This window comes from Metallumcola ferriviriculae (genome assembly GCF_035573695.1).
GTDB classification, from domain to species: domain Bacteria; phylum Bacillota; class JADQBR01; order JADQBR01; family JADQBR01; genus Metallumcola; species Metallumcola ferriviriculae.
This window is the reverse complement of sequence record NZ_CP121694.1, coordinates 3,012,336-3,034,543: the sequence shown is the minus strand read 5'-3', so window position 1 is coordinate 3,034,543 and position 22,208 is coordinate 3,012,336. Positions and strand designations below refer to the sequence as shown.

The window sequence follows — 22,208 nt, the reverse complement described above, 5'->3', positions numbered from 1 at the left end:
AGGTTAAAGGAGTGGAAGATTGGTGAAGGTATGGGTACTAAATGGGCCGAATTTAAACCTTCTGGGGAACAGGGAGCCTAAAATATACGGCAGTGGAACTCTGGAAGAACTGAATGAAGAAATTGTCAACCGGGGGCGCCAGCTAGGGTTGGCGGTGCAGTGTTATCAATCCAACCACGAAGGTTGGTTGGTGGATAAAATTCATGCCGCTGCGGGTGAGGCAGATTGCCTGATAATTAATCCCGCCGCCTACAGTCATTACAGCATTGCCATCAGGGACGCGGTGGCTGCGATAGCCGTTCCGGTAATTGAAGTACATCTTTCCAATATTGCTGCCCGAGAAGAATTTCGCCATCGGTCGCTAATCACGCCTGTGGCAGCGGGGCAAATCAGCGGCTTTGGTAAAAGGAGTTATATTCTTGCTCTGGAAGCTGCAAAATTAATGCTTATTGGAAGCTAATCATAGGAGGAAAAAGTTGAAGCAGCGTATAGAGAGGATACAGCAAAAATTAAAAGACAATCGCATTGAAGCTTTTTTAGTGACCAATGGTACTAACCGCCGCTACTTAAGCGGATTCACCGGTACCGCCGGGATTATATTAATTACTGTCCGCCAGGCATTTTTAATTGTTGATTTTCGCTATACTGATCAAGCCGGGCAGCAGGCACAGCATTTAGAAGTGCGTCAGCACGGACACGACCGTCTACAGTATTTGGCAGATCTTTTAGGAAAACTGAAAATTAACAAGCTGGCTTTTGAGGAGAAAGATGTTACTTATCAAGAGTATCGAGAGTTCGGGGACAAACTTGCGGTGGACCTGCAGCCGGTACAGGGTTGGGTGGAGGAACTTCGCCGGGTAAAGGATGAAGATGAGTTAGCATGTCTCAAGCGGGCAATAGCCATTGCTGACGAGGGTTTCAGGCACATTACTTCTGAAGTACTGGCACCGAGTAAAAGTGAGCAGGAAGTGGCTTTGGAATTGGAATTTTACATGCGGCGTCATGGGGCCAGCGGGCCGGCATTTGATTTTATTGTCGCCTCGGGCTTTAGAGGAGCACTGCCTCATGGAGTGGCATCGGAGAAGTTCATTCAGGCCGGTGATTTGGTAGTGATTGATTTTGGCGCTGTCTATCAAGGATATCATTCCGATATAACTCGGAGTGTAGCAGTGGCAGGGACTGATGCCAAACAAGAGGAAATATATGATATAGTGCTGGAAGCACAGCTTGCAGCTATCAACGCCTTGAAACCTGGGTTGACCGGTGCAGAAGTTGATGCTGTGGCGCGGAAAGTGATTGGCGATGCTGGTTATGCTGATTACTTCGGTCATGGATTGGGTCACGGTGTAGGTCTAGACATTCATGAAGGCCCGCGATTGGCACCTAAGTCGGATGTGGTATTGGAACCTGGCATGGTGGTCACCGTGGAGCCCGGGATCTATCTCCCCGAGTGGGGCGGTGTCAGAATTGAGGATATAGTGCTGGTAACTTCTCAGGGGTGTGAAATCCTGACTGGAAGCACTAAGCATTTTTTAAACTTGTAGTTTCACATGAACAATGTAAGGGGGGAAATGAATGATTTCAACCAACGATTTTAAAACTGGTGTGACTATCGAAATTGATGGAGAATTGTATCAGGTTGTAGACTTTCAACATGTAAAACCAGGAAAAGGAGCTGCTTTTGTTCGCTCTAAATTAAAAAACCTCTTAACCGGGTCCACTGTGGAAAAAACTTTTCGGGCAGGTGAAAAAGTTTCTAAGGCCCATGTCGAAAGAAAACAGATGCAGTATCTTTATAATGACGGTGATTTCTATCATTTTATGGACACAAGTACCTACGAGCAGCTACAGATCACCAGGGATATAATTGGGGATAAAAGTAATTATATGAAGGATAATATGCTCTTGGATGTGGCCATGCACGGCGCTACCATCATAGATGTAGAGCTGCCCAACTTTGTTGAGCTGGAAGTAGTGGAAACGGAACCGGGCATTAAGGGTGATACGGCTACTGGAGCCACCAAATCCGCCACTCTAGCAACTGGGGCCACAGTTCAGGTGCCTTTATTTATCAATATTGGTGATGTACTGCGTATCGATACCCGGACAGGGGATTATATGACCCGGGCGTAGATAGAATTCCCCGTTATCCGGGGTTAAAAGTTAATTGCTGGGGAAATAATACTATGGTATGAAAGGAGGATGAGTATGGAAGATTTAAAGAAAAAGATTGCTTATCTGCAGGGTTTGATGGCTGGTTTGGAGATGGACCCCGCTACCAAGGAAGGAAAATTATTTCAGGGCATGCTCGAAGTGCTTGACGAAATGGCTGAGACCATGGATGATTTGTACATCAATCAAGACGAACTGGAAGATTACATGGAAAGCATCGACGAGGACCTTTATGACCTGGAGGACGAGTATTATCTCGCTGACGAAGACTTTGATGAAGAGTTTGAAGAAGATATTGACGATGAATTTTATGACGATGAAGAAGATATGGATCTGGTTGAGGTGGAGTGTCCGGATTGCGGTGATACGCTTTACTTTGATGCGAATATCCTGGACGATGACGACTATGTGGAAGTCACCTGCCCCAATTGTGAAACGGTAGTATTCGTCAATGATGACGATTACGAGATAACAGATGAACCGGGCGATGATGAAGGCCCGGGTACTGACGATATTTAAACTTCATATTACTAGACTGACTCTCTCCTATTGGAGGGAGTTTTTTTGTATGTATAGGAAATTATGGGTTGTGGATAATTTTCATTCGCACGAGATGGGAAAGAGACGGATACGCATTGTCAACCAAACATTAACGAATAAGCAACGAGAAAAACCACATGAAAATCTACAAGTATAAATACGGGTGGAACTACGCGACTTTTTTTAATCTGGCATAAAGTTGGACAGACCATAATATCTATATAGGAGAGTACGGATTATGAGGAGGGTTCCGGTTGTCCAGACCCATGAAAAAGCTTAAGGTACAACAACATATGGATGGGATACCGGAAAAGCTGGTGCTGCTCTTTGGTGCACCGATAAAGGATTATTTGACTAATTTGCCCGGCGATACCCAGGCTACGGTGGAGGAAATACGTTTGCGAATAGGCCAACCGGTGATAGTGCGAAGCGCCGAAGGGGAGTGGTGTCTTAGCGAACGTGGTCCCACCAGAAACCAGGCTGAGGCCTACCACTGTACCCGGCGTGATGTGCAGGTATTGTTAAACCAAGTAAGCGGTGGAGCGATGTACAGTTTAGAGGAAGAGCTCAGAAGCGGCTTTGTTACTGTCCCGGGCGGGCATCGTCTGGGTTTTGCCGGACAGGCAGTAATGGAAAAGAGCCAACTAAAAACCATAACTCACATCTCGGCGGTAAATGTTCGCTTGGCCAGACAGGTAACCGGCTGCGCGCAGCGGGTGCTTTCATATATATTAACAAACACCGGTTTGCCAAATAATACGCTGATAATTTCCCCGCCCCAGTGCGGCAAGACCACTTTATTGCGGGATATAGTGCGTCATTTGAGCGGTACAGGGGGAATCCAGGTAGGGATAGTGGATGAACGGTCTGAAATTGCGGGCTGCCACCGGGGGGTACCACAATTGGATTTGGGTTCAAGGGTGGATGTATTGGACCGCTGCCCCAAAGCCCAGGGCATGGTTTTATTGGTAAGGTCCATGTCGCCTCAGGTTGTAGCTGCGGATGAGCTTGGTCGCCAGGAAGATGTTGCTGCGGTACTAGAAATGCGAAATGCCGGAGTGAAAATCATCACTACCGTGCATGGAAGTGACTTGGCTGAAGTAAAAAGAAGGCCCCAGGTAGAACCGTTGATAAGCCAGCGTATCTTTGAACGCTATCTGATATTAAGCCGTTCCCAAGGCGTGGGTACGGTGGAGCAGGTGCTTGACGGTAGTGGCAAAAAGTTAAATACTGCACCTCTACGGTTAAGGGGTGGTATTTTGTGATAATTAAGACGTTTGGTGCTCTGATGGTGCTTGGCAGCTGTTCGTTAGTGGGATTTTCCTATGGCGGCCGCTATGTCAGGCGGGTGGGACAGCTTCGTCAGTTGATTTCGGCTTTGCAGCTGATGCAGTCGGAGATTGGCTTTACTGCAACACCGATGCTGGAAGTACTTCCTCGCCTCAAAGCTGTGGCAAGGCCTCCGGTAACGGAACTGTTTACCCAGTTTGAATATGGTCTGGAGGCGGGAAAGGGATTGACCGCGGCTGAGGCGTGGAATGAGGCGCTCACCGTCATAAAAGGACGTCTGGATTTGCTGGAAGCGGACTGCGAAATACTAGAACGGTTTGGCAGTGGCTTAAGCTCCGGGGGGCGGGATGAGCAGTTAAAGAGTTTGCAGCTAGCTCAACAGCAGCTGGCCTATCAGGAAAGGGAAGCTGCGGAGGAACGGCTTAAGTATGAACGGCTTTATAAGACCATGGGCGTGCTAGTAGGGCTTGCCTTGGTACTAGTATTTGTTTAACAAGGAGGATGAGCAATGGCAGATGTAAACCTGATTTTTCAATTAGCGGCGTTGGGAATAGTAATGTCCATCCTGTTTAAATATTTAAAGCAGTCGGAACGGGATGAAATAGCCTATTTGACATTGTTGGCCGGTCTTGCTGTGGCAGTACTTTGGGTTCTGCCGGTAATCGCTGATTTATTCCGCGAGGTCAAGTCGGTATTCCAGCTTTATTAGAGGTGTCCCCATGGAAATATTCCAAATAGTAGGTTTCGGGTTAATCACGGTGGTGCTTATTGTACTGGTAAAGCAGCTGGATGGAGCGCACCTTGGAGCACTAATTAGGGTTGTGTTTGGTGCGGTGGTTTTCCTTTTGCTGCTGGGCAAAATCGCCAACATACTGGACATCGTCCAGGAACTGTTCCTTCGAGCCAATGTAAATCAATTTTACCTAGGCACAATTTTAAAAGTTATCGGTATCGCCTATATTGCCGAATTTGGTGCTCAAGTATGCCGGGATGCCGGCGAAAGCGCTATTGCTCAAAAGGTGGAATTTGCCGGAAAAATTCTTGTCTTGGTGCTGGCTCTGCCCATATTGGCGGCTATAGTTGAAACGGTGATCAAATTGCTTCCATAAGGTGGTTGATTTAATGTGGATAAGAGCGGTTTCCCTAGCTTTACTGTTGTTGTTGCTCTTTGTCCCGGCCGGGATGGCCGATACTACGGTTGACCGGGTAGTTGAAGAGCAGATAGATAAATTAAATTTAACAGACATTCAGCAGTTCGTGGACCAGGTTGACGGCGAGATGGAACGTTTCATACCCCAGCTGAGTGTGCGACAGTTAGTGCAGGATATGCGCAGGGGCAAGCTTGACTTAAGCTTTGGCAAGTTTCTTTCCGGGTTGGTTCGTTATTTGTTTTCCGAGTTTTTAGCGCATTCCTATTTACTGACGCAGCTTTTAGTGTTGACTCTTTTATGTGCTCTGCTTAATAACCTTCAGGATGCCTTCGGCTCGGCAGGAAGTGGCAGGGCGGCATATATGGTGGCGTATTTGGTGCTGATTACTATTGCCTTATCGTCATTTACAGCTGCCATCGGTACCGCCCGTGACGCAATACAGCAGATGGTAGATTTTCTCCACGCGATATTGCCGGTACTGCTTAGTCTTTTAGCAGCAATGGGCGGGCTGATATCTGCTTCGGTAATGCACCCACTGGTATTAGTGGCTGTTGGAATAATCAGCAATGTGATGAATAATCTTGTGCTGCCATTGGTCCTGTTCGCGGCTATTCTAACTTTAGTCAGCCAGATATCAGAGCGCTTTAAAGTTGATGGACTTGCAAATCTGTTTAAGGACACATGTAAGATACTTATTGGGCTATTACTTACTGCCTTTACCGGCTTCATGGCGCTTCAAGGGGTAGCCGGTGCAGTGGCGGACAGCGTCACTCTGCGAACTGCCAAATTTGTCACCGGTGCTTTTGTACCGGTGGTGGGGGGGATGATGGCCGATGCGGCCGAGGCTTTAGTGGGTACATCGCTGCTATTAAAGAACGCGGTAGGAATTATGGGGCTTCTATTAATTATTGCCATGGCAATCTACCCAATGATAAAAATCTTGTCTTTGGTACTGATTTACCGCCTTGTGGGTGCCTTGGCGCAACCTTTTGGTGATAACCAAATTGCTGAGGTTTTAGATAGCTTAGGAAATATGCTTTTAATGGTGTTTGCTGCCGTTGCCAGCGTGGGTTTGGCATTTTTCCTTGCCATTAGTTTTATCGTAGGCATTGGCAATGTGACTGTAATGATGAGGTAGGTGACGATGATGGATATGCTGCGTGACTTGGTGCGAAATGTGTCGTTGGTGGTATTGATTGCTTCATTCATTGATTTATTGATGCCGGGGCAGAAGATGGATCGTTACCTAAAACTGATTGTTGGCTTATTTATCATCATTTCCGTACTAAATCCGATATTGACCTTTTTAAACCTGGCGCAGTCTTTTGAAGTAACTGCTTGGCAGTATGAAAGAAGCGGTCAGGCTCAGATGGAAAGCATTTTCCAACATGGGGAGGAGCTTGCCGGTGTTGCTGAAAACGCCGCCTGGCATGATTATAAAAGTCGTATGGAGAGACAGATAGTCTCCTTGGCCAGATTGGTGCCTGGGGTAAAGGGGGTGCAGGTAGACGTCCAGGTTGAGAAACGAGAAAAGGCCTATTATGGCTCTATTAGGCAGGTTACCATGGTAGTATCTGTAGGTCAGTCCACTAAGAAAGAGGATATGGTGGACCCTGTACGGGTCAATATCGATGATGAGACAGCCCAACATCAACCATCTTCTACAGCAATCCTGGGGATGGATGAAAGAATGGCAATCAAGAAACAGGTGCGGGAAGTGGTTTCCAATTTTTACGGATTGCAGCCTGATAGTGTGGTGGTTACGGTAATTACTGGTAAAGCGATTGGAGGTGATGTTGATGAAGGAAAAACTGGGTAAGGATAAATTAATTATGGCGGCCGTAGTGCTGCTGGCTGGGATAGTCTTTATGTCGCTTAATGGTATGGTAAAAACGGGAGGCACTACGGCGGAAATCCCTCAACTCACCGAGGGAGTATCCTCCCAGCCTATCACTGTTTCCTCGGGAATTGCTGAGATGGAAAAACAGATGGAAAGCAGACTGGAAGAGATTTTAGCTCAGATACAAGGTGCCGGTGAAGTAAAGGTAACCCTGTTTTTGGCGGCCGGGCCAGAATATAGCTACGCCCAAGATTTAAATACCAGTGAGCGCACAATTGAAGAGCAGGACCAGCAGGGAGGAGCACGGGTAACTACGGAGGTTACCGAACAAAGTCAGATGGTGATGGCAAACCGTTCAGCCGGAGCAAAGCCGGTAGTAATTAAGGAAACAAAGCCGGAAGTACAGGGTGTGCTGGTAGTCGCTGAAGGGGCGGCAAATCCTTACTTGAAGGCATTAATGAGCAGAGCTGTGCAGACTTTAATGGGTGTTCCTGCCCACCAGGTAACGGTATTACCAAGAAAGTAGGTGATTATTATGGCAAAAATCAATTTGGTATTGAATAGAAAGAAAAGTTTATGGATAGTGATGGGGTTTATTGTACTGGTAATTGCCTTAATGGCGGTGAGTGGGGGATTTAAACTGGCCTCTTCTCTTCTCAACCGGAATGAGGTTCCAGTAAACACCGGCATGGTCCCCGGTGATATGAATGACAATATCGGCGGTGCTGATGCCAATGCAAAGGTTGCTCCATTAGATGAAAACTATGAACTGCTGGAACAAGTAGATAAGCTTGCTCAGGGGGATAAGGATTTCTTCGTAGAATATCGGCTGGAAAGAGACCGGGTACGCAGTCAGCAGATAGAACTTCTCAAAGATATTATCCAAAATCCAAGCTCCGTGGCGGAAACCCGTCAAGAGGCTCAAGCCGTGTTGTTGGAAATCACCCGGCGTATGGAAAAGGAATTGCAGTTGGAGCACCTGATTACTGCCAAGGGTTATGAGGATGCGGTGCTCTTTATCCAACCATCGGGAGTAACGGTGATTGTGAAGAATACCCAACTATCGCAAGAGGATGTTACTAAAATTGCAGATGTAGTGAGTCGTTCAACCGGGCATGATATTAAGGATATCGTGGTTATCCCCAAAAAGGACTAATTGTTTCTGATTTTCCTTTTGAATTGTTTAATTTCCGCCCTTTTGGTATAATATAGAAGAAGGTCATGAAATATGGAGGTGTGTAAAATGGCAGAGACAAATGGAATGGATAAAGTTACCGAGAATGGTTCAATTCGTATAGCAGACGAGGTTGTAGCGATAATTGCCGGTTTGGCAGCGACAGAAGTCGACGGCGTGGCTGGTATGAGCGGCGGCGTAGTTGGCGGTATTGCTGAAATTTTAGGAAGGAAGAACCTTTCTAAGGGTGTTAAAGTGGAAGTAGGAGAGAAAGAAGCGGCAATTGATATTTACCTCATTGTTAAGTTTGGCATCCGAATTCCCGATGTCGCCCTGAAAATTCAGGAGAATGTAAAGCAGGCTATCGACAGTATGACCGGCTTAAATGTAGTAGAAATAAATGTGCATGTTCAGGGGGTAGCTTTCCCTGAGCCCGAGCGTAAAGCGGATGAGGAAGAGCTGCAGCAGCGGGTTAAATAAGGAGGAACTGGCCTATGAAACTTTTTGACCGGGTTCTGCTGGCGGTATACTCTTTGGTGCTGGTGGCGCTATCGCTGCTGGCACTGATGATGGCTGCCGGCTGGACAACCCCGATTAATTATATGGAGATTTATTTTAATCACCTACAAAGCCGCTGGATTATTGGTATTACGGCAGCTTTACTGTTATTGGTCGGCCTCAATTTGTTTTTTTCAAACTTCCAGCGACGGCGGACGGTACCTGCGGCTGTAAGCCATCATACTCAATTTGGTGAAGTGCGTCTCAGCATCACTGCATTGGAAAATTTGGTGCATCGGGCGTCACGAAAGATTGCCGGCGTTAAGGAGATAAACCCCCGGGTTCGGCCCGGTAGTGACGGCGTAACAGTTCTAATTCAGGCAATCCTCCTGCCTGACCAAAGCATCCCTAAGGTAAGTGAGCAGCTGCAGCAGCAGGTCAAGGACTACTTGCAGGAAGCGGCCGGCTTAGATGTAGCGGAAATCAAGGTGGTTGTGCAAAATGTCAGCCATGAGGGTAAAGTCAGAGTTGAGTAACAGGGGAGGATAAAAGGATGGACTGGTACGAGATAATCGCGGAACTGTGGAACAATCATCGAGGTAAATTTCTGGGTATAATAATTGGCCTGACCTTTGGTTTGTTGACCGCACTAGTAGGCTTTTGGCAGACCCTTTTTATCAGCATCTGTATCGTTATTGGCTATCTGATTGGCAAGAGAATGGATGAAAATGAAAGTTTTCGTGAAATTCTGGAGAGAATACTAAAATAATAGCACTTATATTTCATAGACAATATAGTTAGAGGGGTAGTCAATGAGCCGGAGAATATCAAGAGAGAAGGCGCTGCAAGCATTATTTCAGATTGACCTGGTCAACGCTAAAGTTGAGAGAGCAGTGGACTATGTCTTGGAACAGTCAGTATTGGAGCAAACAGATGCCCAATTTACCCGTCAGTTAGTGACCGGCACTGTAGAACATTTGAAAGAATGCGATGAATACATAGTCAGGTATGCTGTCCAGTGGGGCGTTGATAGATTGGCTAATGTTGATAGGAGCATTCTACGTATGGCCATTTATGAGATGAAGTATGTGGAAGAAGTGCCGCACACAGTCACCATTAATGAAGCAATTGAGTTGGCCAAGGCCTTTAGCAATGAAGATTCTGCTAAATTTATCAATGGGCTGCTGGATGCCATACGAAAAAATGAGCTGGTTATTACTTAATATGATTATTTTGAAGAATTTAATTAAGGAGAGCTTATGTACTCTTTGGGGATAGATACCAGCTGCTATACTACATCGGTCGCAGTGGTTGACCGAAATAGAAAACTGATATTTGAAGACCGCCGGTTATTAGCTGTTCCCCCGGGCGAAAGGGGCTTACAGCAATCCCAGGCGGTTTTTCAGCATGTGCAGAATTTACCTATCATATTGGAGAATGTCTTTAACAGTGTAGGTGCTGAAAAAATAGCAATGATTACTGCTAGTACCGCACCTCGGCCTACCAAAGGATCCTATATGCCGGTCTTTACCGTTAGTCAGGGTCAGGGGAAGATCTTGGCTTCTGCCTTAGACGTTCCCTTTATAGCTGCTACCCACCAGGAAGGCCATTTAGAAGCGGCTCTTTGGTCGACGGATACGCAAATACCGCGCCAATTTTTAGCAGTGCATTTGTCCGGCGGTACTTCGGAGCTGCTGTTGGTCAGCGGCAATCCAGATGGATATGCCATTAAACTTTTGGGCGGCACCATCGATCTTCATGCGGGACAGTTTGTCGACCGGATTGGTGTGGCCTTGGGTTTTGGTTTTCCTGCCGGAGCGGCACTGGAAACACTGGCACGGCAATCGGTAAAAAGATTGGGCCTTGCCACAGCGGTAAAAGGTTATGAATTTAGTTTTTCCGGCCCGGAAAGCCAGGCCCAGCGTTTAATAGCCCAGGGAGCCCCGGCAGCGGATGTGGCTAGGTCGGTAGAACAGTGCATTGCCACCACGTTAGAAAAGGTGCTGCGCCGAGCTATAGAAAAAGAAGGCATAAAGGAGGTGCTGCTGGCCGGCGGGGTTGCAGCCAACGGTTACATTAGGAAAAGATTAATGAAGAGGCTGCACCATCCTGCCGTGGGTGCGTCTCTGGTTTTTGCCAAGCCTGACTACAGTACCGATAATGCGGTAGGGGTTGCTTTGCTGGGTTTGAAGCAGTATTATTCGAACATATCTCTCAAATGATTAACTATTGTATATTATGCAAGGCGGTGTTATAATTACCAATATCGAAATTTGGGAGCGGAGGCTGTTATACCAATGATTATAAGAAAAGCAGTTATGGATGATGTAGAATATATGCATGGTATTATTAATAAATATGCAGAGGAAAGATTGATGTTGGCCCGGTCCCGCAGTATGTTCTATGAGTCGCTACGTGATTATACGGTGGTAGAGCATCAGGGACAAGTGGTGGGAGTGGGCGGATTGCATATCCTTTGGGCGGACTTAGGAGAGATTCGCTCATTGGCCATTGCTCCGGATTTTGTCAAACAGGGAGTCGGCCGCAAACTGGTTCAGGAACTTGAAAAACAAGCTAAGGATTTAAGGATACCAAAGGTGTTCGCATTGACCTACCAGCCGGGTTTTTTTGCTAAATGTGGTTATACGGAGATTTCCAATAAGGATTTGCCGCACAAGGTGTGGAAGGAATGTATTAATTGCCCTAAGTTTCCTGATTGCGATGAGCATGCGGTGATTAAGGAAATATAAACGAATAGTACCATAAAATCTGAGCGTCCGGTTAATGCCGGGCGTTTTGTTTACTATACGGCATATTTGTTAAAAAGACTTTATCAAGATTTTCGAAACATCGACTACTGAGTCTAAAGTTTGAGCATATTCAGGAACAAAACCGGCGCTCATTGATTGTCACGGAAATACGTGCTATACTTATTTACGTGGAGGTGTATTTATGGAACGTCAGAATGTCACTTTATCAGTTCCTAAAGAGATTCTACAAAAGATAAAGCATCTTGCTGTGGATAAACGGACTTCGGTTTCTGCGCTTTTGGTAAAGGCCCTAGAAGAAACTGTACGTAAAGACGAGGCATTTCAAACTGCCAAGAGCAGGCAATTAGCCCTGATGGAACAAGGTTTTGACTTGGGTATTGAGGGTAAAATCAACTATAATCGGGATGACCTACATGAAAGGTAAAAGTCTGCAATTTATAGATACAAACATTATTATCTATGCATATAATAGAACCGACGAAGAAAAACATAACAGGGCAAAAGCACTAATGAAAGAGTTATGGGAAGAGGGACAAGGTTGTTTAAGTATCCAGGTTCTACAAGAGTTCTATGTTAATATTACTCGAAAATTGTCAAGACCAATGCCGCCGGAGACTGCAGCTCAAATTATTGGTGACTTGGGCCAATGGGATTTACATGTACCTGAAATGGTCGATGTATTGGAAACTATTGGCATTCAAAAGAGAAATAAGATATCCTTTTGGGATGCTATGATTGTTTGCAGCGCGAAGAGCTTGGCCTGTGACATTCTTTGGACGGAAGACCTTAACAATGGCCAGTACTGTGAAGGCGTAAAGGTACAAAATCCATTTTTATAAAATCAATTTAACTGCTGCCGGGGCCGGTCCTCCGGCGGTTTTTAATTTTCAGAAAGGCATCGACTTCTCCAGGCGGCTCATCAGGAAAGATCCATGGTGGCTTGTTGCCTGACATTTTGTTTGGTAGTATAATTTACGGCTGAGAAACTCCCAGTTTGGAGGCAATTAGACAAAAATGAAACTTATATTAAATTGTCTCCGGGGGTTAACAGGGGATAATCACTCCCTTTCAGCAGGAGAATCATTTTTTTAATTAAGAAATCTCTGTATTGAATTAATGAATTCCGGAATTTCTGGGCTTAAAACCAGCCAAAGAAAAGGAAGAAAATAAAGACAGGGAAATGCTAAGATTAATAAGGTTTCACGCAGCTTACCCAAACTTCTACTAATGGCTAATAAAATTAACATTAAAACTACCCAAGACGGATAGATTATCACTGCAACCTTTACATACCAAAAAAGCATGTCAGCCGTAGTACCTGACGTTTTTTTTAAGTAAACAAAAGGCCCAAGTATACTAAAAGCGTTAAATAAAAGAAATGAAATTAAAAACCATATAGGATATTTTTTATCACTCAATTTTACTCACCTCAAAAAGAGTAAGCAACTAACCTCTTTAAATAAAAGAGGTTAGTTGACTGTCTGTTAATTATAGTCAGTAACAACAAAAGTCATATCCTGGTCATTTACAGTCCAAACGTGCCAGTGTGTTCCTATGTTGTATTGGCCGCCATCAGGATCTTTTATCCCAAAGTATGCCTCATCGCCTGCTCCATAGTCGTATCCAACACCAACTATCCAATGCCAACTTTCTAAGCTTGACCCGCCTTCCATGTATAAGTCTGACATTATACCAACAGGTCGGTTATTCATGATTGCACTTTCATACTCTGGATAGTTTCCTACACCGTCATACCGCAACTCATACCAAGGTGACGAAGGGAGATATAACCCATTTAAGTGATTGACTAATCCGTTTCCAAAATTACCTACAAAAGTACCAAAAATATCAGTATTCATATCAAAATACATATGGTTAATAAATTCAGCATCTCCACCATAATTACTTGAACCACGAACACTATAACCTAAAGATTTATAATAATTACTGATCATAGCCCCCGTAGTTGGTCCACATGCTGAATTGGGATTATCAACACCTGAAGTGCGCTGCCACATGCGGCTTACTGATAACTCCTGCCCGCCTGATGTTATTGCAGTTATTGTATTCGTCTGTGGTGATAGGAGTTCCTGCCACCCTTTTTCGTGAGTGGAGCTCTTTTCAAGATCTTTAAGAACGTAGTTTTTTGTTTTAATATACTTTTCAGTTCCCTCTAATCCTTTTTCTTTCAGAGATTTAAGGGCCTCTAATTTAGCTTTATTGAATTTTGCTTTTGCGTTTAGTGCATTATCAGCAAATAAAAACTTAAATGCACCTAAATAATAAAATTTATTTCCCTGTTCGATATTTTTATCGTCATTACCGTATAATTGTCCTTGTCCGTATTGAAGAATTGCGGGTAAATTTTTTGATGCGGATACTAAAACATAACCTATTGTGGCATCAGTATCATCATTAATAGTAAAGTAATAACCAGAGACTTTATCATTCAAATCATACATCAAGGATTGAAATTTCAAAGTTCCTTTGCTCCATTCGGAAGAATACCGGCTGTTTTTTACAAACGACTGTGCGGCCTTTTTTGCCACGTTTTTAGTTATAAACGTTTTGTCTATAGCGGAATTATTTTGTGCAAATGCAAAGGTTGAAAAGAATAGAGACAAAATAAGCAATACAGAAACTACAATTAATGATTTTTCACAATACTCACTCTCCCTTTGAAATTTTGAAAGTTTATTAATAACTTACTTTTTTTCAGTTGGTTTTCTCGGCTCATAAAACCAACCAATACAATTCGGTGAAACCGTTGACAGAGTGGCAACAAAAGCCAACAAACCGGAAAATGCTGTTAACAATCCCGCCTTTTAGACTTTCATAGGCGCCTCTCTCCTTTCCTGATTATTACAGTTTAATGGTAGCATATGGCAATGGGAAAATGTGATTTACGGAACGAAAGTGTCATTTTCGGGAACGAAAAGACACTTTTTTGAATCTAAATTGATGGAGGTGAGTTTAATTTGTCAGGATGTTTTTAAAAGGAGCAGGATATAAATGTAAAATATGGAAAATAAAAATTATTGACCATTTTAAGACAAGCGAGGGGAGGGAGATTGTTGGTTATCCGGACCATGATTGCGGAAGATAACCGGTGGTTTCGGGAGCAATTGGTAGATGAGATTGCATCATTTAACGGGATAGAGGTGGCATTTACCGCCGGTAATGGTGAAGAGTTTCTTAAAGTATTTGATGATATCAAGCCTGAGTTAGGCGAACAAAAAGAAAGCGCTGGTCTATACCGCTGCTAAGGTCATTACCGTTAACCACTCCCTTAAAGACATAGAAGAAATGGTGGATAAGAACCTGTTCTTTAAAACTGGTAGATCCTATTTGGTTAATCTTACAAAAGTAGCATCGGTAAAGCCTTCCACAAGAACCTCGCTCGCCATCTCCTTTAAAGGAACAGACTATACGGCATATTTGTCAAAAAGACTTTATCAAGAATTCAGAATAAGGCTCAAAAAAATTTCTGGTTAGGTAAGACATGGATAAACTGTATTAATTAAGGGCATAGAAATAAGGGGTTGACACTCCTTTATTTTTGACATTGACAGGAAATCCGGGGCATTCTCTGTCTGAATTTGCTATAACGTTTATTAGTTTAGGAAAGGCAAAAATAGCAACAGCTACAAGAAAGAATGATATGAAGATAGTGGGGATAAAACCGATTCTGGTTATTTAGTTCTTAATAATGAGCCTATTATTGATAATATTTATGTGTCATAATATTAAACTATTTTAAGCTCATAAAGAGTAATAAAAAACACCATACGACAAAATAGATAGCTACGATAACTCCTAAGGTAACTCCTGTTTGTCGACGATATTTACGCGAAACCGAAACTTTTTTTATATCGTTTTCAATTTTGAATAAATTTTCATGATAAAAATCATCCACATATACATTTGTATTTTCTTTGTGCTCTTTGACTCCAATTATTAAAACGAAGATTATAATAACTATCATCAACATCTTGCTTAAAATAGGGGCTGCTGAACAACCCAAAGCCCTTGCAAATACAGAGTTTTAGCCCCATTTATGATATAATAGATGCATAGAAAATAGCATTTTCCCCACTAAAACCTTGCCCCTGTGGAGGCTGATCTCATGTATAAACATAACGAACGACAGATGATATTGCCTGACGAATTTTGCTTACCCTTTGGCGGAAAGCTTAACCCTAAGAACCGGTGGTGCCAACTAGCAGCAATCATCCCTTGGGATGAAGTCGAAGACAGATATGCTAAAAACTTTAAAAGCCAAAGCGGACAAGCAGCCTATTCTGTAAGAGTTGCCTTAGGAGCACTCATCATACAAAACCGAAAATCCCTTTCAGATAGAGAACTTGTAGAAGAAATCTCCGAGAACCCGTATCTTCAGTACTTCCTAGGCTTTAAAAGCTTCGTTCAAGAGAAGCCTTTTGACCCCTCGCTAATGGTACATTTCCGTAAGCGGCTTGGGAAGAGCGTCATTAATGAAATTAATGAATTGATCGCAAAGCCAAAGAAATCCGATGATAACGATAGTAATGGTAGTGACGAAAATGGCGGCGGCCCTGGTGGCAACGGAGCATCAGGCACTGATACAAATCCCCAAAAACAAGAAACAGAAAAATCAGGGAAGCTGATCTTAGACGCCACTTGTACTCCCGCAGATATCCACTATCCTACAGACCTATGGCTGCTTAACGAAGTACGAGAAGCCCTGGAGGAAATCATAGATGTCTTACATGAACCTCACATCGGAAGCAATAAGAAACCCAGAACATACCGAGAAAGAGCTCGTAAGGATTATTTGAACATTGACAAGCAAAAACGTAAAAGTGCCAAGAAGATACGAAAAGGTGTTGGTCAGCAATTACGTTACATTAAAAGAGATCTAAAGATAGTTAAAGACCTCTCATTAAAAAGTCCTTTGACCCTTCTTGACAAACGTCAATACCGTAATCTTTTGGTCTGTAATGAAATCTACAGGCAGCAACTAGAGATGTACCGGCAACGCATACATAAAGTGGAAGATAGGATAGTAAGCCTCCACATGCCATTTATCTTATCCGCCCCATAGTTCGCGGCAAAGCCAGTGCTGACGTAGAATTTGGTGCAAAGCTAGCAATTAGCACTGTCAACGGCTTTAGTTTCATGGAACATCTAAGCTTTAATGCCTTTAACGAGGGCACAACCCTCATTCAGTCTATTGAAAATTATCACCAACGATTTGGTTGTTATCCCGAGGTGGTGATTGCAGATAAGATTTATCGAAACCGAGAAAACATTAAATTCTGTAAGTCATTGGGCATCCGCCTTTCCGGTCCGCCTTTAGGCCGACCCACAAAGGACGCTGAGCTCTTGAAAAAGCAAAAGCTTGAGGAAAGAATGGATGCTAAAATTAGAAATTCAGTTGAAGCTGTATTTGGTGAAGGAAAGCGCTTCTATGGTCTAGGTCGCATCATGGCTCGTCTTAAAGAAACTAGTGAGACTGTTATTGCTATGCAATTATTGGTGATGAATCTGGAACGTAGGCTCCGGATTCTTTTTGGGCATTTTTTCAAGATGCGTTTTTGGTTCGCTGAATTGGTGGGGTAGAACACAATTTACTACTGTTCAGCGACCCCAAGATTAACCAAATTTCAGGCCCCCTTAAAGTATAAAAGGTTAATCGTAAGGTATTTATTCATAGGCAGTCATTTCCGTTTTTTAATATTGAATTCATTTAGAATTTGATATCGAACTTTTGCCAATTATTCCTTCTTTATTTATCCCCTTTCTATCCTGGTAATTGAACGGACCAGTATGATTCCTGTTAGTACATGAAGAGACGTACGAGTCGCAGTATGGCCCAGAGGGTTTATTAGCCATCGCAGCAACGTCAGTGGAGAAGAACTAAATCGTGCAAGAGGAGTATAAACTACATCAGGTATAAGCCCTGCAATTAGTAATAATAGGCCTGGGGCAAGGAGCCAGTTTACTTCTATATCACCGTTAAATATCCTGCTTATTCTTTTCCATTCTATAAGAGAACCAAACAAGACCTCCAAGATACCCAACCTAAAATATAATAAGTATGGAACAATAGAATTCTTTAACAATTGTCGAATTTCAATATAAGTGGAAAGTACTAAGTTAAGTAACAATAGACCTACTACCCATATTAACAAACTAAACATAATCCTTCTTTTAATGATATCCCTCCTTTTTACTTAGATCCTTTTTTATACATGAATGAGAATCACAATCTATCAGTTTTAAATTACAAAAAAGTAAATCAAAGCCAGAACTTTATTGTTTTAGCTCTGGCTTTTCTAAAATTACCTATTTTACTTTGTTTCTAACCGGGATTCTTGTTTTATTTGTCTAAACTTTTGAATTTTTTCAGGAGTTACTCTTGGTTGAGCATCGGTGTTAGATTGATTCGGAACTAAATTATATTTTTTTTCAATTTCCTTTCGGTGTTTGCGAAGATAACCTTCCGTCGTTTCCAGTACGAGATCACCTTTTGCATTATATATTTTCACAGGATAATCCATGCGTTCTCGCTTACCTTCCTTTACTTCTTTAAAAATACGCTGTGCTTCAGCTTTGTCTTCTAAGACATCTTCTGGATTGTTTGCATCGCGAGTAGCAAATGCCAAACTTGAGGTCATGAGTAGGGAAGCAACTAGACCAACTGAAAACCAAGTAACTATAAGTTTTTTCATCTTTTCACCTCCACCTTATAAACCATGCTCAAGGAGCATACCGCTTTTTGATGCTACTTCATCATAAATAAAGCCACTGTCGCCTTGATAGTATCCAGAATTAAACGTCCACCGCTCACTATGCATTTCAGCTTCCTGAACCCAAGCATAATCTCCCGTAGTATTATATTGGAAATAGATGTAATAGTCTGCCTGTTCTCCTTGGGTTAAGGTAGTCGTTGGATCCTGTGAAACGGCGAAATACCATGTTTTCACCATATGTCCATCAGAATTATAAAATTCAGTGGCAAATAATGCTTTAGGATCTGCGTCATTTGCAGATTTAGGTTGAATGTCATAAAGAATTAACTTGGATTGGTCCCATCCTGTCCTAAAAACCGGTGCCCAATCTCCAGTAGAAACAATTTTTTCGGTGACAGATAGTGTAACAGTTTCACCTGGATCAAGAAGTACAGTGGGAAATTCCCTAAAAGTTAAATCGACAACATTACCTGCACCATCCGCATAATAATAATCGTAAGCACCATTATAATTGATGCTCACAGTTGTGTCTGGGTAGCTTAAATCAGCATAAGCTTTCGGAATTAAAGGTAGCATAAATCCTACTGCAAACATCAGAAAACTTAATAACAATTTTCTATTAGCCATAATTCCCCCTCCTTAATTTTACCAAATTTATTTATACACGCAAAACTTACTATAATATTTTTAGCGTTAGACACCCCCCAAAAAGCCCTTTTTCACTAGATTAGTCAGTTTTTAATAGAGTTTCAGGCTTTCTCGGCTCATAAAACCAACCTATACAGTTTGGTGTAACCGTTGATAGAGTCGCGACAAAAGCCAACAAACCAGAAAATGCCGTTAACAATCCCGCCTTTTGGAATTCCATAGCCTCCCCCCTTTCCTGATTATTACAGTTTAATGGTAGCATATGGCAATGGGAAAATGTGATTTACGGAACGAAAGTGTCATTTTCGGGAACGAAAAGACACTTTTTTGAATCTAAATAGATGTAGGTTAGTTTTAATATGTAAGGATGTTTTTAAAAGGAGCAGGATACAAATGTAAAATATGGAAAATAGAAATTATTGAGCCATTCTTCGACAAGCGAGAGGGGGGGAGATTGGTGGTTATCCGGACCATGATTGCGGAAGACAACCGGTGGTTTCGGGAGCAATTGGCAGATGAGATTGCATCATTTAACGGGATAGAGGTGGCATTTACCGCCGCAAACGGTGAAGAGTTTCTTAATGTATTTGAAGATATCAAGCCTGAGCTAGTTATTTTGGATATTAATATGCCTAAGATTTCCGGTGTTGAAGTGGCACGGGTGATACGGAAACGGTCGCGGGATACGGAAATAATCTTTATCACGTCATATGAGCAGTTTATGAAAGAAGCATTTGCTCTCTATGCCGCAGACTACATTACAAAGCCCCTGGATAAAAAACGGTTGAAGCAGACACTGTTTAGAATCAAAAGGAAACTGAACGGGAATGATAAAATAATTCAGTTTAATACAGGGGAAACAGTTGAGATAGTTAAACAAAATGAACTTTATTTTGTGGAGGCGTATAACAAGAAAACGCTTGTTTATACCGCTGCTAAAGTAATTACAGCTAACTATTCCCTTAAAGACATGGAAGAAATGGTGGATAAGGACTTGTTCTTTAAGACCGGTAGGTCATATTTGGTTAATCTTACAAAAATAGCATCGGTAAGACCTTCCACAAGAACCTCGTTTGCCATTTTCTTTAAAGGAAAAGACTATACGGCATATTTGTCAAAAAGACTTTATCAAGAATTCAGAATCAGGCTCAAAGAAATTTCCGGGTAGGTGAGATATGATGGGAAGGGTGACTGTACTACAAACACTTTTATTTTCCATACCGGAAACCGTGGCTATAATTTGAGGATGTCCTTACTTCTTTCATGTACCCAAATAGCCTTATTAATACCTTGACATAAAGGGCCGGTTCCCTATCCGATAAACGGAACTAAGGACGGAATTAGTGCGAAAGGGAGAACCTTGTTACAAGGTTCTCCTCTAAAATAAATTTTTAGGTTATAGTTATATTAAAACAGCTTTGCAACGTGAAAGATTACCTTATTATCCTTACCCTTAGTCTCCCAAATTAGGTTGTTACCTCTGATATAAGGCAACAATCCCGATGATGTAATTGTTTCTGTACTATTTCTAGATATCGAATAAGCGAATATAGATCCATTCGGCTTTGACTGCCATACGATATAATCTGTTCCAATATCAAAAAAGAATACTGAACCGGTAAAGATGTCAGTTTTCTTTTTTTCCCCTATCCGTTTCATTTTTAGTAAGGGGTATACACCAACTTCATTCCATATCACATATTCATCGTTTACTTTTGGAAACATTGCTAGTTGGTCTGTAATAATTTTTTCTATTACTTTTTCTTTGCTTAAAGAATAAACAAAAATAGTTTTATCTTCTGACCAAACAAGATATTTTCTAGATATGTTCGGCATTGCTTTAGGTGACTTAACTAGTGCTATATCCCTTTCTTCACGTGTTTCAATATTATATAATTTTAAAGATCGTTGCAATATTTCATCTGCGTTGCTAGTCTGAAACCATGCTAAGTAATCATTGGAGGATAGAGTCAACCTAGGAAGAGTGTTCTGGTCTGGTTTTAAGTCACTTTGACCTGAAGCAATTTTATAGAGTTTTTTCCTTTCAAGCGAATATGCATATATTTTCCAAACAGCCCCTTTTTCACCATTCCAATCTGTCCAGCAAACCCATTTACTATTAATCTGAGTTTCGTCGGTTTGTCCATTAAATTGCGTATGAAATAATGTAGTAATTTGCTTGGTGTCAAGATCATATAAAAATACCTTGTCCAATAGGTATATACTACTAGATACCCGATTATTACCTCCTGCCCATACCAAATTACCATTACTTATGTCAGGTTGTGCTGCATTGAAATTGTGTGTATTAACCTCAAACTTATTAATAACAAAACTTTTCTGTTCCAGAGGAGTGTAACAAGAAGAAACGGTAAGTATCGTGCAAATTGTAAGGATAAATAAAATACTTTTTTTCACTTTGCTTGCCCCCAACAATAATCTAGTAATGACTAATCTGGTCTTCTGGGTCGTCATTTATAACGTTCAGTTTATGGCGGTTCAACTGTTTAATATACAATATTTTCGCGCCAACTTTGCGAATTAACGGCACTATAAACATTATCATAGGGTTCATAATTTTGGTAACCAAAGTAAGTGTCATTCCAGTTTGGGTCAACCAAATCAACTTCTCTTTCTCCCGAACTCCAGTCATGCCATCCCCTAACAGTTAAGAAATGGGTAAGCTCTTTGCCATTATACCAACTTAGAGTCTGTGTATTAACAAGAATATTTGCAGGATGTCTATAATCAACTGCAAAAACAAGTTTAGCCCAAAGGTTCTCATAGTTATCTTCTGCACGGGCAACATACCAAGTTGTATCTATCCAATGATTCATGGCGCGAGCCATATCTGGACTGGTGGTACCATGATATAAATCAGTATTCATCCCATACTTATTATTTGTGGGATCCCATTCATTGGCCAATTGTTGTTGACTCGGAACGTTATTGTCAATAATATAATCTATGGCTTGCAGAGCACTTGCAGGACCACACCAATAAGTTGTTTCCTGTTGATGCATCGGTACTGCTAACGAATTATAAGCTTGAACAGAAAATTGCCCGTCTTTAGTAACCAGGTTTTTTCTTGCATTAGCCTTATGTTTTCCCGAATTGAAGTATGCCTTAATCTTAGCATCTTTTTCGTTTGCAGCAGAAATTTCATTAGGGGTTAAGTCTCTATCAATGGTTTCTTTTCCGAATTATTACAATTTCATGGTAGCATAGGGCAATGGAAAAATGTGATTTACGGAACGAAAGTGTCATTTTCGGGAACGAAAAGACACTTTTTTGAATCTAAATAAATGGAGGTGAGTTTTAATATATAGGATATTTTTAAAAGGGGCAGGATATAAATGGAAAATACGGAAAATAGATATTATTAACTAT

The 22,208-nt window shown here is 42.1% G+C and carries 31 protein-coding genes and 1 pseudogene; 24 read left to right on the top strand and 8 right to left on the bottom strand.

Going from position 1 to position 22,208, the window contains the following annotated elements; genetic code table 11:
* Positions 1-22 precede the first annotated feature (22 nt).
* The 20 genes from aroQ (at position 23) to MFMK1_RS14905 (ending at position 12,275) form a co-directional block, all read left to right on the top strand.
* Entirely contained in the window at positions 23-460 is a 438-nt protein-coding gene (gene aroQ, locus MFMK1_RS15000; RefSeq protein WP_366922495.1) for a type II 3-dehydroquinate dehydratase, read from the top strand.
* A gap of 16 nt (positions 461-476) precedes the next feature.
* Positions 477-1,544 carry a M24 family metallopeptidase gene (locus MFMK1_RS14995; protein WP_366922494.1) on the top strand — a complete coding sequence of 356 codons (1,068 nt, stop codon included), beginning with the start codon at positions 477-479 and terminating at the stop codon, positions 1,542-1,544.
* A 31-nt stretch (positions 1,545-1,575) separates the two neighbouring features.
* Positions 1,576-2,133, top strand: a complete 558-nt coding sequence (efp, locus tag MFMK1_RS14990; protein ID WP_366922493.1) for an elongation factor P — start codon at positions 1,576-1,578, stop codon at positions 2,131-2,133.
* 75 nt (positions 2,134-2,208) lie between these two features.
* Positions 2,209-2,691 (top strand): CD1247 N-terminal domain-containing protein, encoded by a 483-nt coding sequence (locus MFMK1_RS14985; RefSeq protein ID WP_366922492.1) that lies wholly within the window; start codon positions 2,209-2,211, stop codon positions 2,689-2,691.
* Positions 2,692-2,966: 275 nt separating this feature from the next.
* Positions 2,967-3,977: a stage III sporulation protein AA gene (gene spoIIIAA, locus MFMK1_RS14980; protein ID WP_366922491.1), complete on the top strand. Its 1,011-nt coding sequence runs from the start codon at positions 2,967-2,969 to the stop codon at positions 3,975-3,977.
* Positions 3,974-4,495, top strand: a complete 522-nt coding sequence (locus MFMK1_RS14975) for a hypothetical protein (protein WP_366922490.1) — start codon at positions 3,974-3,976, stop codon at positions 4,493-4,495. The genes spoIIIAA and MFMK1_RS14975 overlap by 4 nt, the downstream gene beginning before the upstream one ends.
* Before the next feature lie 15 nt (positions 4,496-4,510).
* Positions 4,511-4,711 (top strand): stage III sporulation protein AC, encoded by a 201-nt coding sequence (spoIIIAC, locus tag MFMK1_RS14970; protein WP_366922489.1) that lies wholly within the window; start codon positions 4,511-4,513, stop codon positions 4,709-4,711.
* Between the two features lie 10 nt (positions 4,712-4,721).
* Complete coding sequence (gene spoIIIAD / locus MFMK1_RS14965; RefSeq protein ID WP_366922488.1) at positions 4,722-5,111, top strand: stage III sporulation protein AD; 390 nt, start codon at positions 4,722-4,724, stop codon at positions 5,109-5,111.
* A gap of 13 nt (positions 5,112-5,124) precedes the next feature.
* A complete protein-coding gene (gene spoIIIAE, locus MFMK1_RS14960) occupies positions 5,125-6,291 on the top strand; it encodes a stage III sporulation protein AE (RefSeq protein ID WP_366922487.1) in 1,167 nt (388 codons plus the stop codon).
* A gap of 6 nt (positions 6,292-6,297) precedes the next feature.
* On the top strand, positions 6,298-6,972 hold the full coding sequence (locus MFMK1_RS14955; RefSeq protein WP_366922486.1) for a stage III sporulation protein AF: 675 nt from the start codon (positions 6,298-6,300) through the stop codon (positions 6,970-6,972).
* Positions 6,953-7,519 (top strand): hypothetical protein, encoded by a 567-nt coding sequence (locus MFMK1_RS14950; protein WP_366922485.1) that lies wholly within the window; start codon positions 6,953-6,955, stop codon positions 7,517-7,519. Before MFMK1_RS14955 ends, MFMK1_RS14950 begins: the two co-directional genes overlap by 20 nt.
* Positions 7,520-7,528: 9 nt before the next feature.
* Positions 7,529-8,149: a SpoIIIAH-like family protein gene (locus MFMK1_RS14945; RefSeq protein ID WP_366922484.1), complete on the top strand. Its 621-nt coding sequence runs from the start codon at positions 7,529-7,531 to the stop codon at positions 8,147-8,149.
* Positions 8,150-8,221: 72 nt separating this feature from the next.
* Complete coding sequence (locus MFMK1_RS14940) at positions 8,222-8,647, top strand: Asp23/Gls24 family envelope stress response protein (protein WP_428846275.1); 426 nt, start codon at positions 8,222-8,224, stop codon at positions 8,645-8,647.
* Between the two features lie 14 nt (positions 8,648-8,661).
* Positions 8,662-9,201, top strand: a complete 540-nt coding sequence (amaP, locus tag MFMK1_RS14935; RefSeq protein WP_366922482.1) for an alkaline shock response membrane anchor protein AmaP — start codon at positions 8,662-8,664, stop codon at positions 9,199-9,201.
* A gap of 17 nt (positions 9,202-9,218) precedes the next feature.
* Entirely contained in the window at positions 9,219-9,434 is a 216-nt protein-coding gene (locus MFMK1_RS14930) for a DUF2273 domain-containing protein (RefSeq protein ID WP_366922481.1), read from the top strand.
* 43 nt (positions 9,435-9,477) lie between these two features.
* Positions 9,478-9,888: a transcription antitermination factor NusB gene (gene nusB, locus MFMK1_RS14925; RefSeq protein ID WP_366922480.1), complete on the top strand. Its 411-nt coding sequence runs from the start codon at positions 9,478-9,480 to the stop codon at positions 9,886-9,888.
* Between the two features lie 36 nt (positions 9,889-9,924).
* A complete protein-coding gene (locus tag MFMK1_RS14920; protein ID WP_366922479.1) occupies positions 9,925-10,887 on the top strand; it encodes a Kae1-like domain-containing protein in 963 nt (320 codons plus the stop codon).
* A 75-nt stretch (positions 10,888-10,962) separates the two neighbouring features.
* On the top strand, positions 10,963-11,415 hold the full coding sequence (locus MFMK1_RS14915; protein WP_366922478.1) for an N-acetyltransferase: 453 nt from the start codon (positions 10,963-10,965) through the stop codon (positions 11,413-11,415).
* 202 nt (positions 11,416-11,617) lie between these two features.
* Positions 11,618-11,860: a CopG family transcriptional regulator gene (locus MFMK1_RS14910; RefSeq protein ID WP_366922477.1), complete on the top strand. Its 243-nt coding sequence runs from the start codon at positions 11,618-11,620 to the stop codon at positions 11,858-11,860.
* Positions 11,850-12,275 carry a PIN domain-containing protein gene (locus MFMK1_RS14905; RefSeq protein WP_366922476.1) on the top strand — a complete coding sequence of 142 codons (426 nt, stop codon included), beginning with the start codon at positions 11,850-11,852 and terminating at the stop codon, positions 12,273-12,275. The genes MFMK1_RS14910 and MFMK1_RS14905 overlap by 11 nt, the downstream gene beginning before the upstream one ends.
* A 249-nt stretch (positions 12,276-12,524) precedes the next feature.
* Here the strand turns inward: MFMK1_RS14905 and MFMK1_RS14900 are convergent, their stop codons facing one another.
* From MFMK1_RS14900 to MFMK1_RS14890, 3 genes are all read right to left on the bottom strand, one after another.
* Positions 12,525-12,854 (bottom strand): hypothetical protein, encoded by a 330-nt coding sequence (locus MFMK1_RS14900; protein ID WP_366922475.1) that lies wholly within the window; start codon positions 12,852-12,854, stop codon positions 12,525-12,527.
* 66 nt (positions 12,855-12,920) lie between these two features.
* The gene (locus tag MFMK1_RS14895) at positions 12,921-14,069 is read right to left on the bottom strand and encodes a Spi family protease inhibitor (protein WP_366922474.1); all 1,149 of its coding nucleotides are present in this window, start codon (positions 14,067-14,069) and stop codon (positions 12,921-12,923) included.
* Between the two features lie 72 nt (positions 14,070-14,141).
* A complete protein-coding gene (locus MFMK1_RS14890; RefSeq protein WP_366924962.1) occupies positions 14,142-14,228 on the bottom strand; it encodes an AgrD family cyclic lactone autoinducer peptide in 87 nt (28 codons plus the stop codon).
* Positions 14,229-14,510: 282 nt separating this feature from the next.
* Between MFMK1_RS14890 and MFMK1_RS14885 the strand changes: the two genes are divergently transcribed.
* The 3 genes and pseudogenes from MFMK1_RS14885 to MFMK1_RS14875 all read left to right on the top strand — a co-directional run bounded on the left by MFMK1_RS14885 (position 14,511) and on the right by MFMK1_RS14875 (position 17,037).
* The gene (locus tag MFMK1_RS14885) at positions 14,511-14,702 is read left to right on the top strand and encodes a response regulator transcription factor (protein WP_366922473.1); all 192 of its coding nucleotides are present in this window, start codon (positions 14,511-14,513) and stop codon (positions 14,700-14,702) included.
* Positions 14,683-14,931 carry a LytTR family DNA-binding domain-containing protein gene (locus MFMK1_RS14880; RefSeq protein ID WP_366924961.1) on the top strand — a complete coding sequence of 83 codons (249 nt, stop codon included), beginning with the start codon at positions 14,683-14,685 and terminating at the stop codon, positions 14,929-14,931. The genes MFMK1_RS14885 and MFMK1_RS14880 overlap by 20 nt, the downstream gene beginning before the upstream one ends.
* Before the next feature lie 631 nt (positions 14,932-15,562).
* Positions 15,563-17,037: pseudogene (locus MFMK1_RS14875) on the top strand (IS5 family transposase).
* A 731-nt stretch (positions 17,038-17,768) separates the two neighbouring features.
* Here the strand turns inward: MFMK1_RS14875 and MFMK1_RS14870 are convergent.
* The 3 genes from MFMK1_RS14870 to MFMK1_RS14860 form a co-directional block, all read right to left on the bottom strand.
* On the bottom strand, positions 17,769-18,149 hold the full coding sequence (locus MFMK1_RS14870; RefSeq protein WP_366922472.1) for a hypothetical protein: 381 nt from the start codon (positions 18,147-18,149) through the stop codon (positions 17,769-17,771).
* 15 nt (positions 18,150-18,164) lie between these two features.
* Positions 18,165-18,797 carry a hypothetical protein gene (locus MFMK1_RS14865; RefSeq protein WP_366922471.1) on the bottom strand — a complete coding sequence of 211 codons (633 nt, stop codon included), beginning with the start codon at positions 18,795-18,797 and terminating at the stop codon, positions 18,165-18,167.
* 100 nt (positions 18,798-18,897) lie between these two features.
* A complete protein-coding gene (locus MFMK1_RS14860; RefSeq protein WP_366922470.1) occupies positions 18,898-19,038 on the bottom strand; it encodes a cyclic lactone autoinducer peptide in 141 nt (46 codons plus the stop codon).
* Positions 19,039-19,275: 237 nt separating this feature from the next.
* Here MFMK1_RS14860 and MFMK1_RS14855 point away from each other — a divergent pair, with 237 nt between their 5' ends.
* Positions 19,276-19,986, top strand: a complete 711-nt coding sequence (locus MFMK1_RS14855; RefSeq protein WP_366922469.1) for a LytR/AlgR family response regulator transcription factor — start codon at positions 19,276-19,278, stop codon at positions 19,984-19,986.
* Between the two features lie 239 nt (positions 19,987-20,225).
* Here MFMK1_RS14855 and MFMK1_RS14850 read toward each other — a convergent pair whose 3' ends face one another.
* Complete coding sequence (locus MFMK1_RS14850) at positions 20,226-21,236, bottom strand: hypothetical protein (protein WP_366922468.1); 1,011 nt, start codon at positions 21,234-21,236, stop codon at positions 20,226-20,228.
* Positions 21,237-21,325: 89 nt separating this feature from the next.
* A complete protein-coding gene (locus MFMK1_RS14845) occupies positions 21,326-21,841 on the bottom strand; it encodes a C39 family peptidase (RefSeq protein ID WP_366922467.1) in 516 nt (171 codons plus the stop codon).
* Between the last annotated feature and the right edge of the window lie 367 nt (positions 21,842-22,208).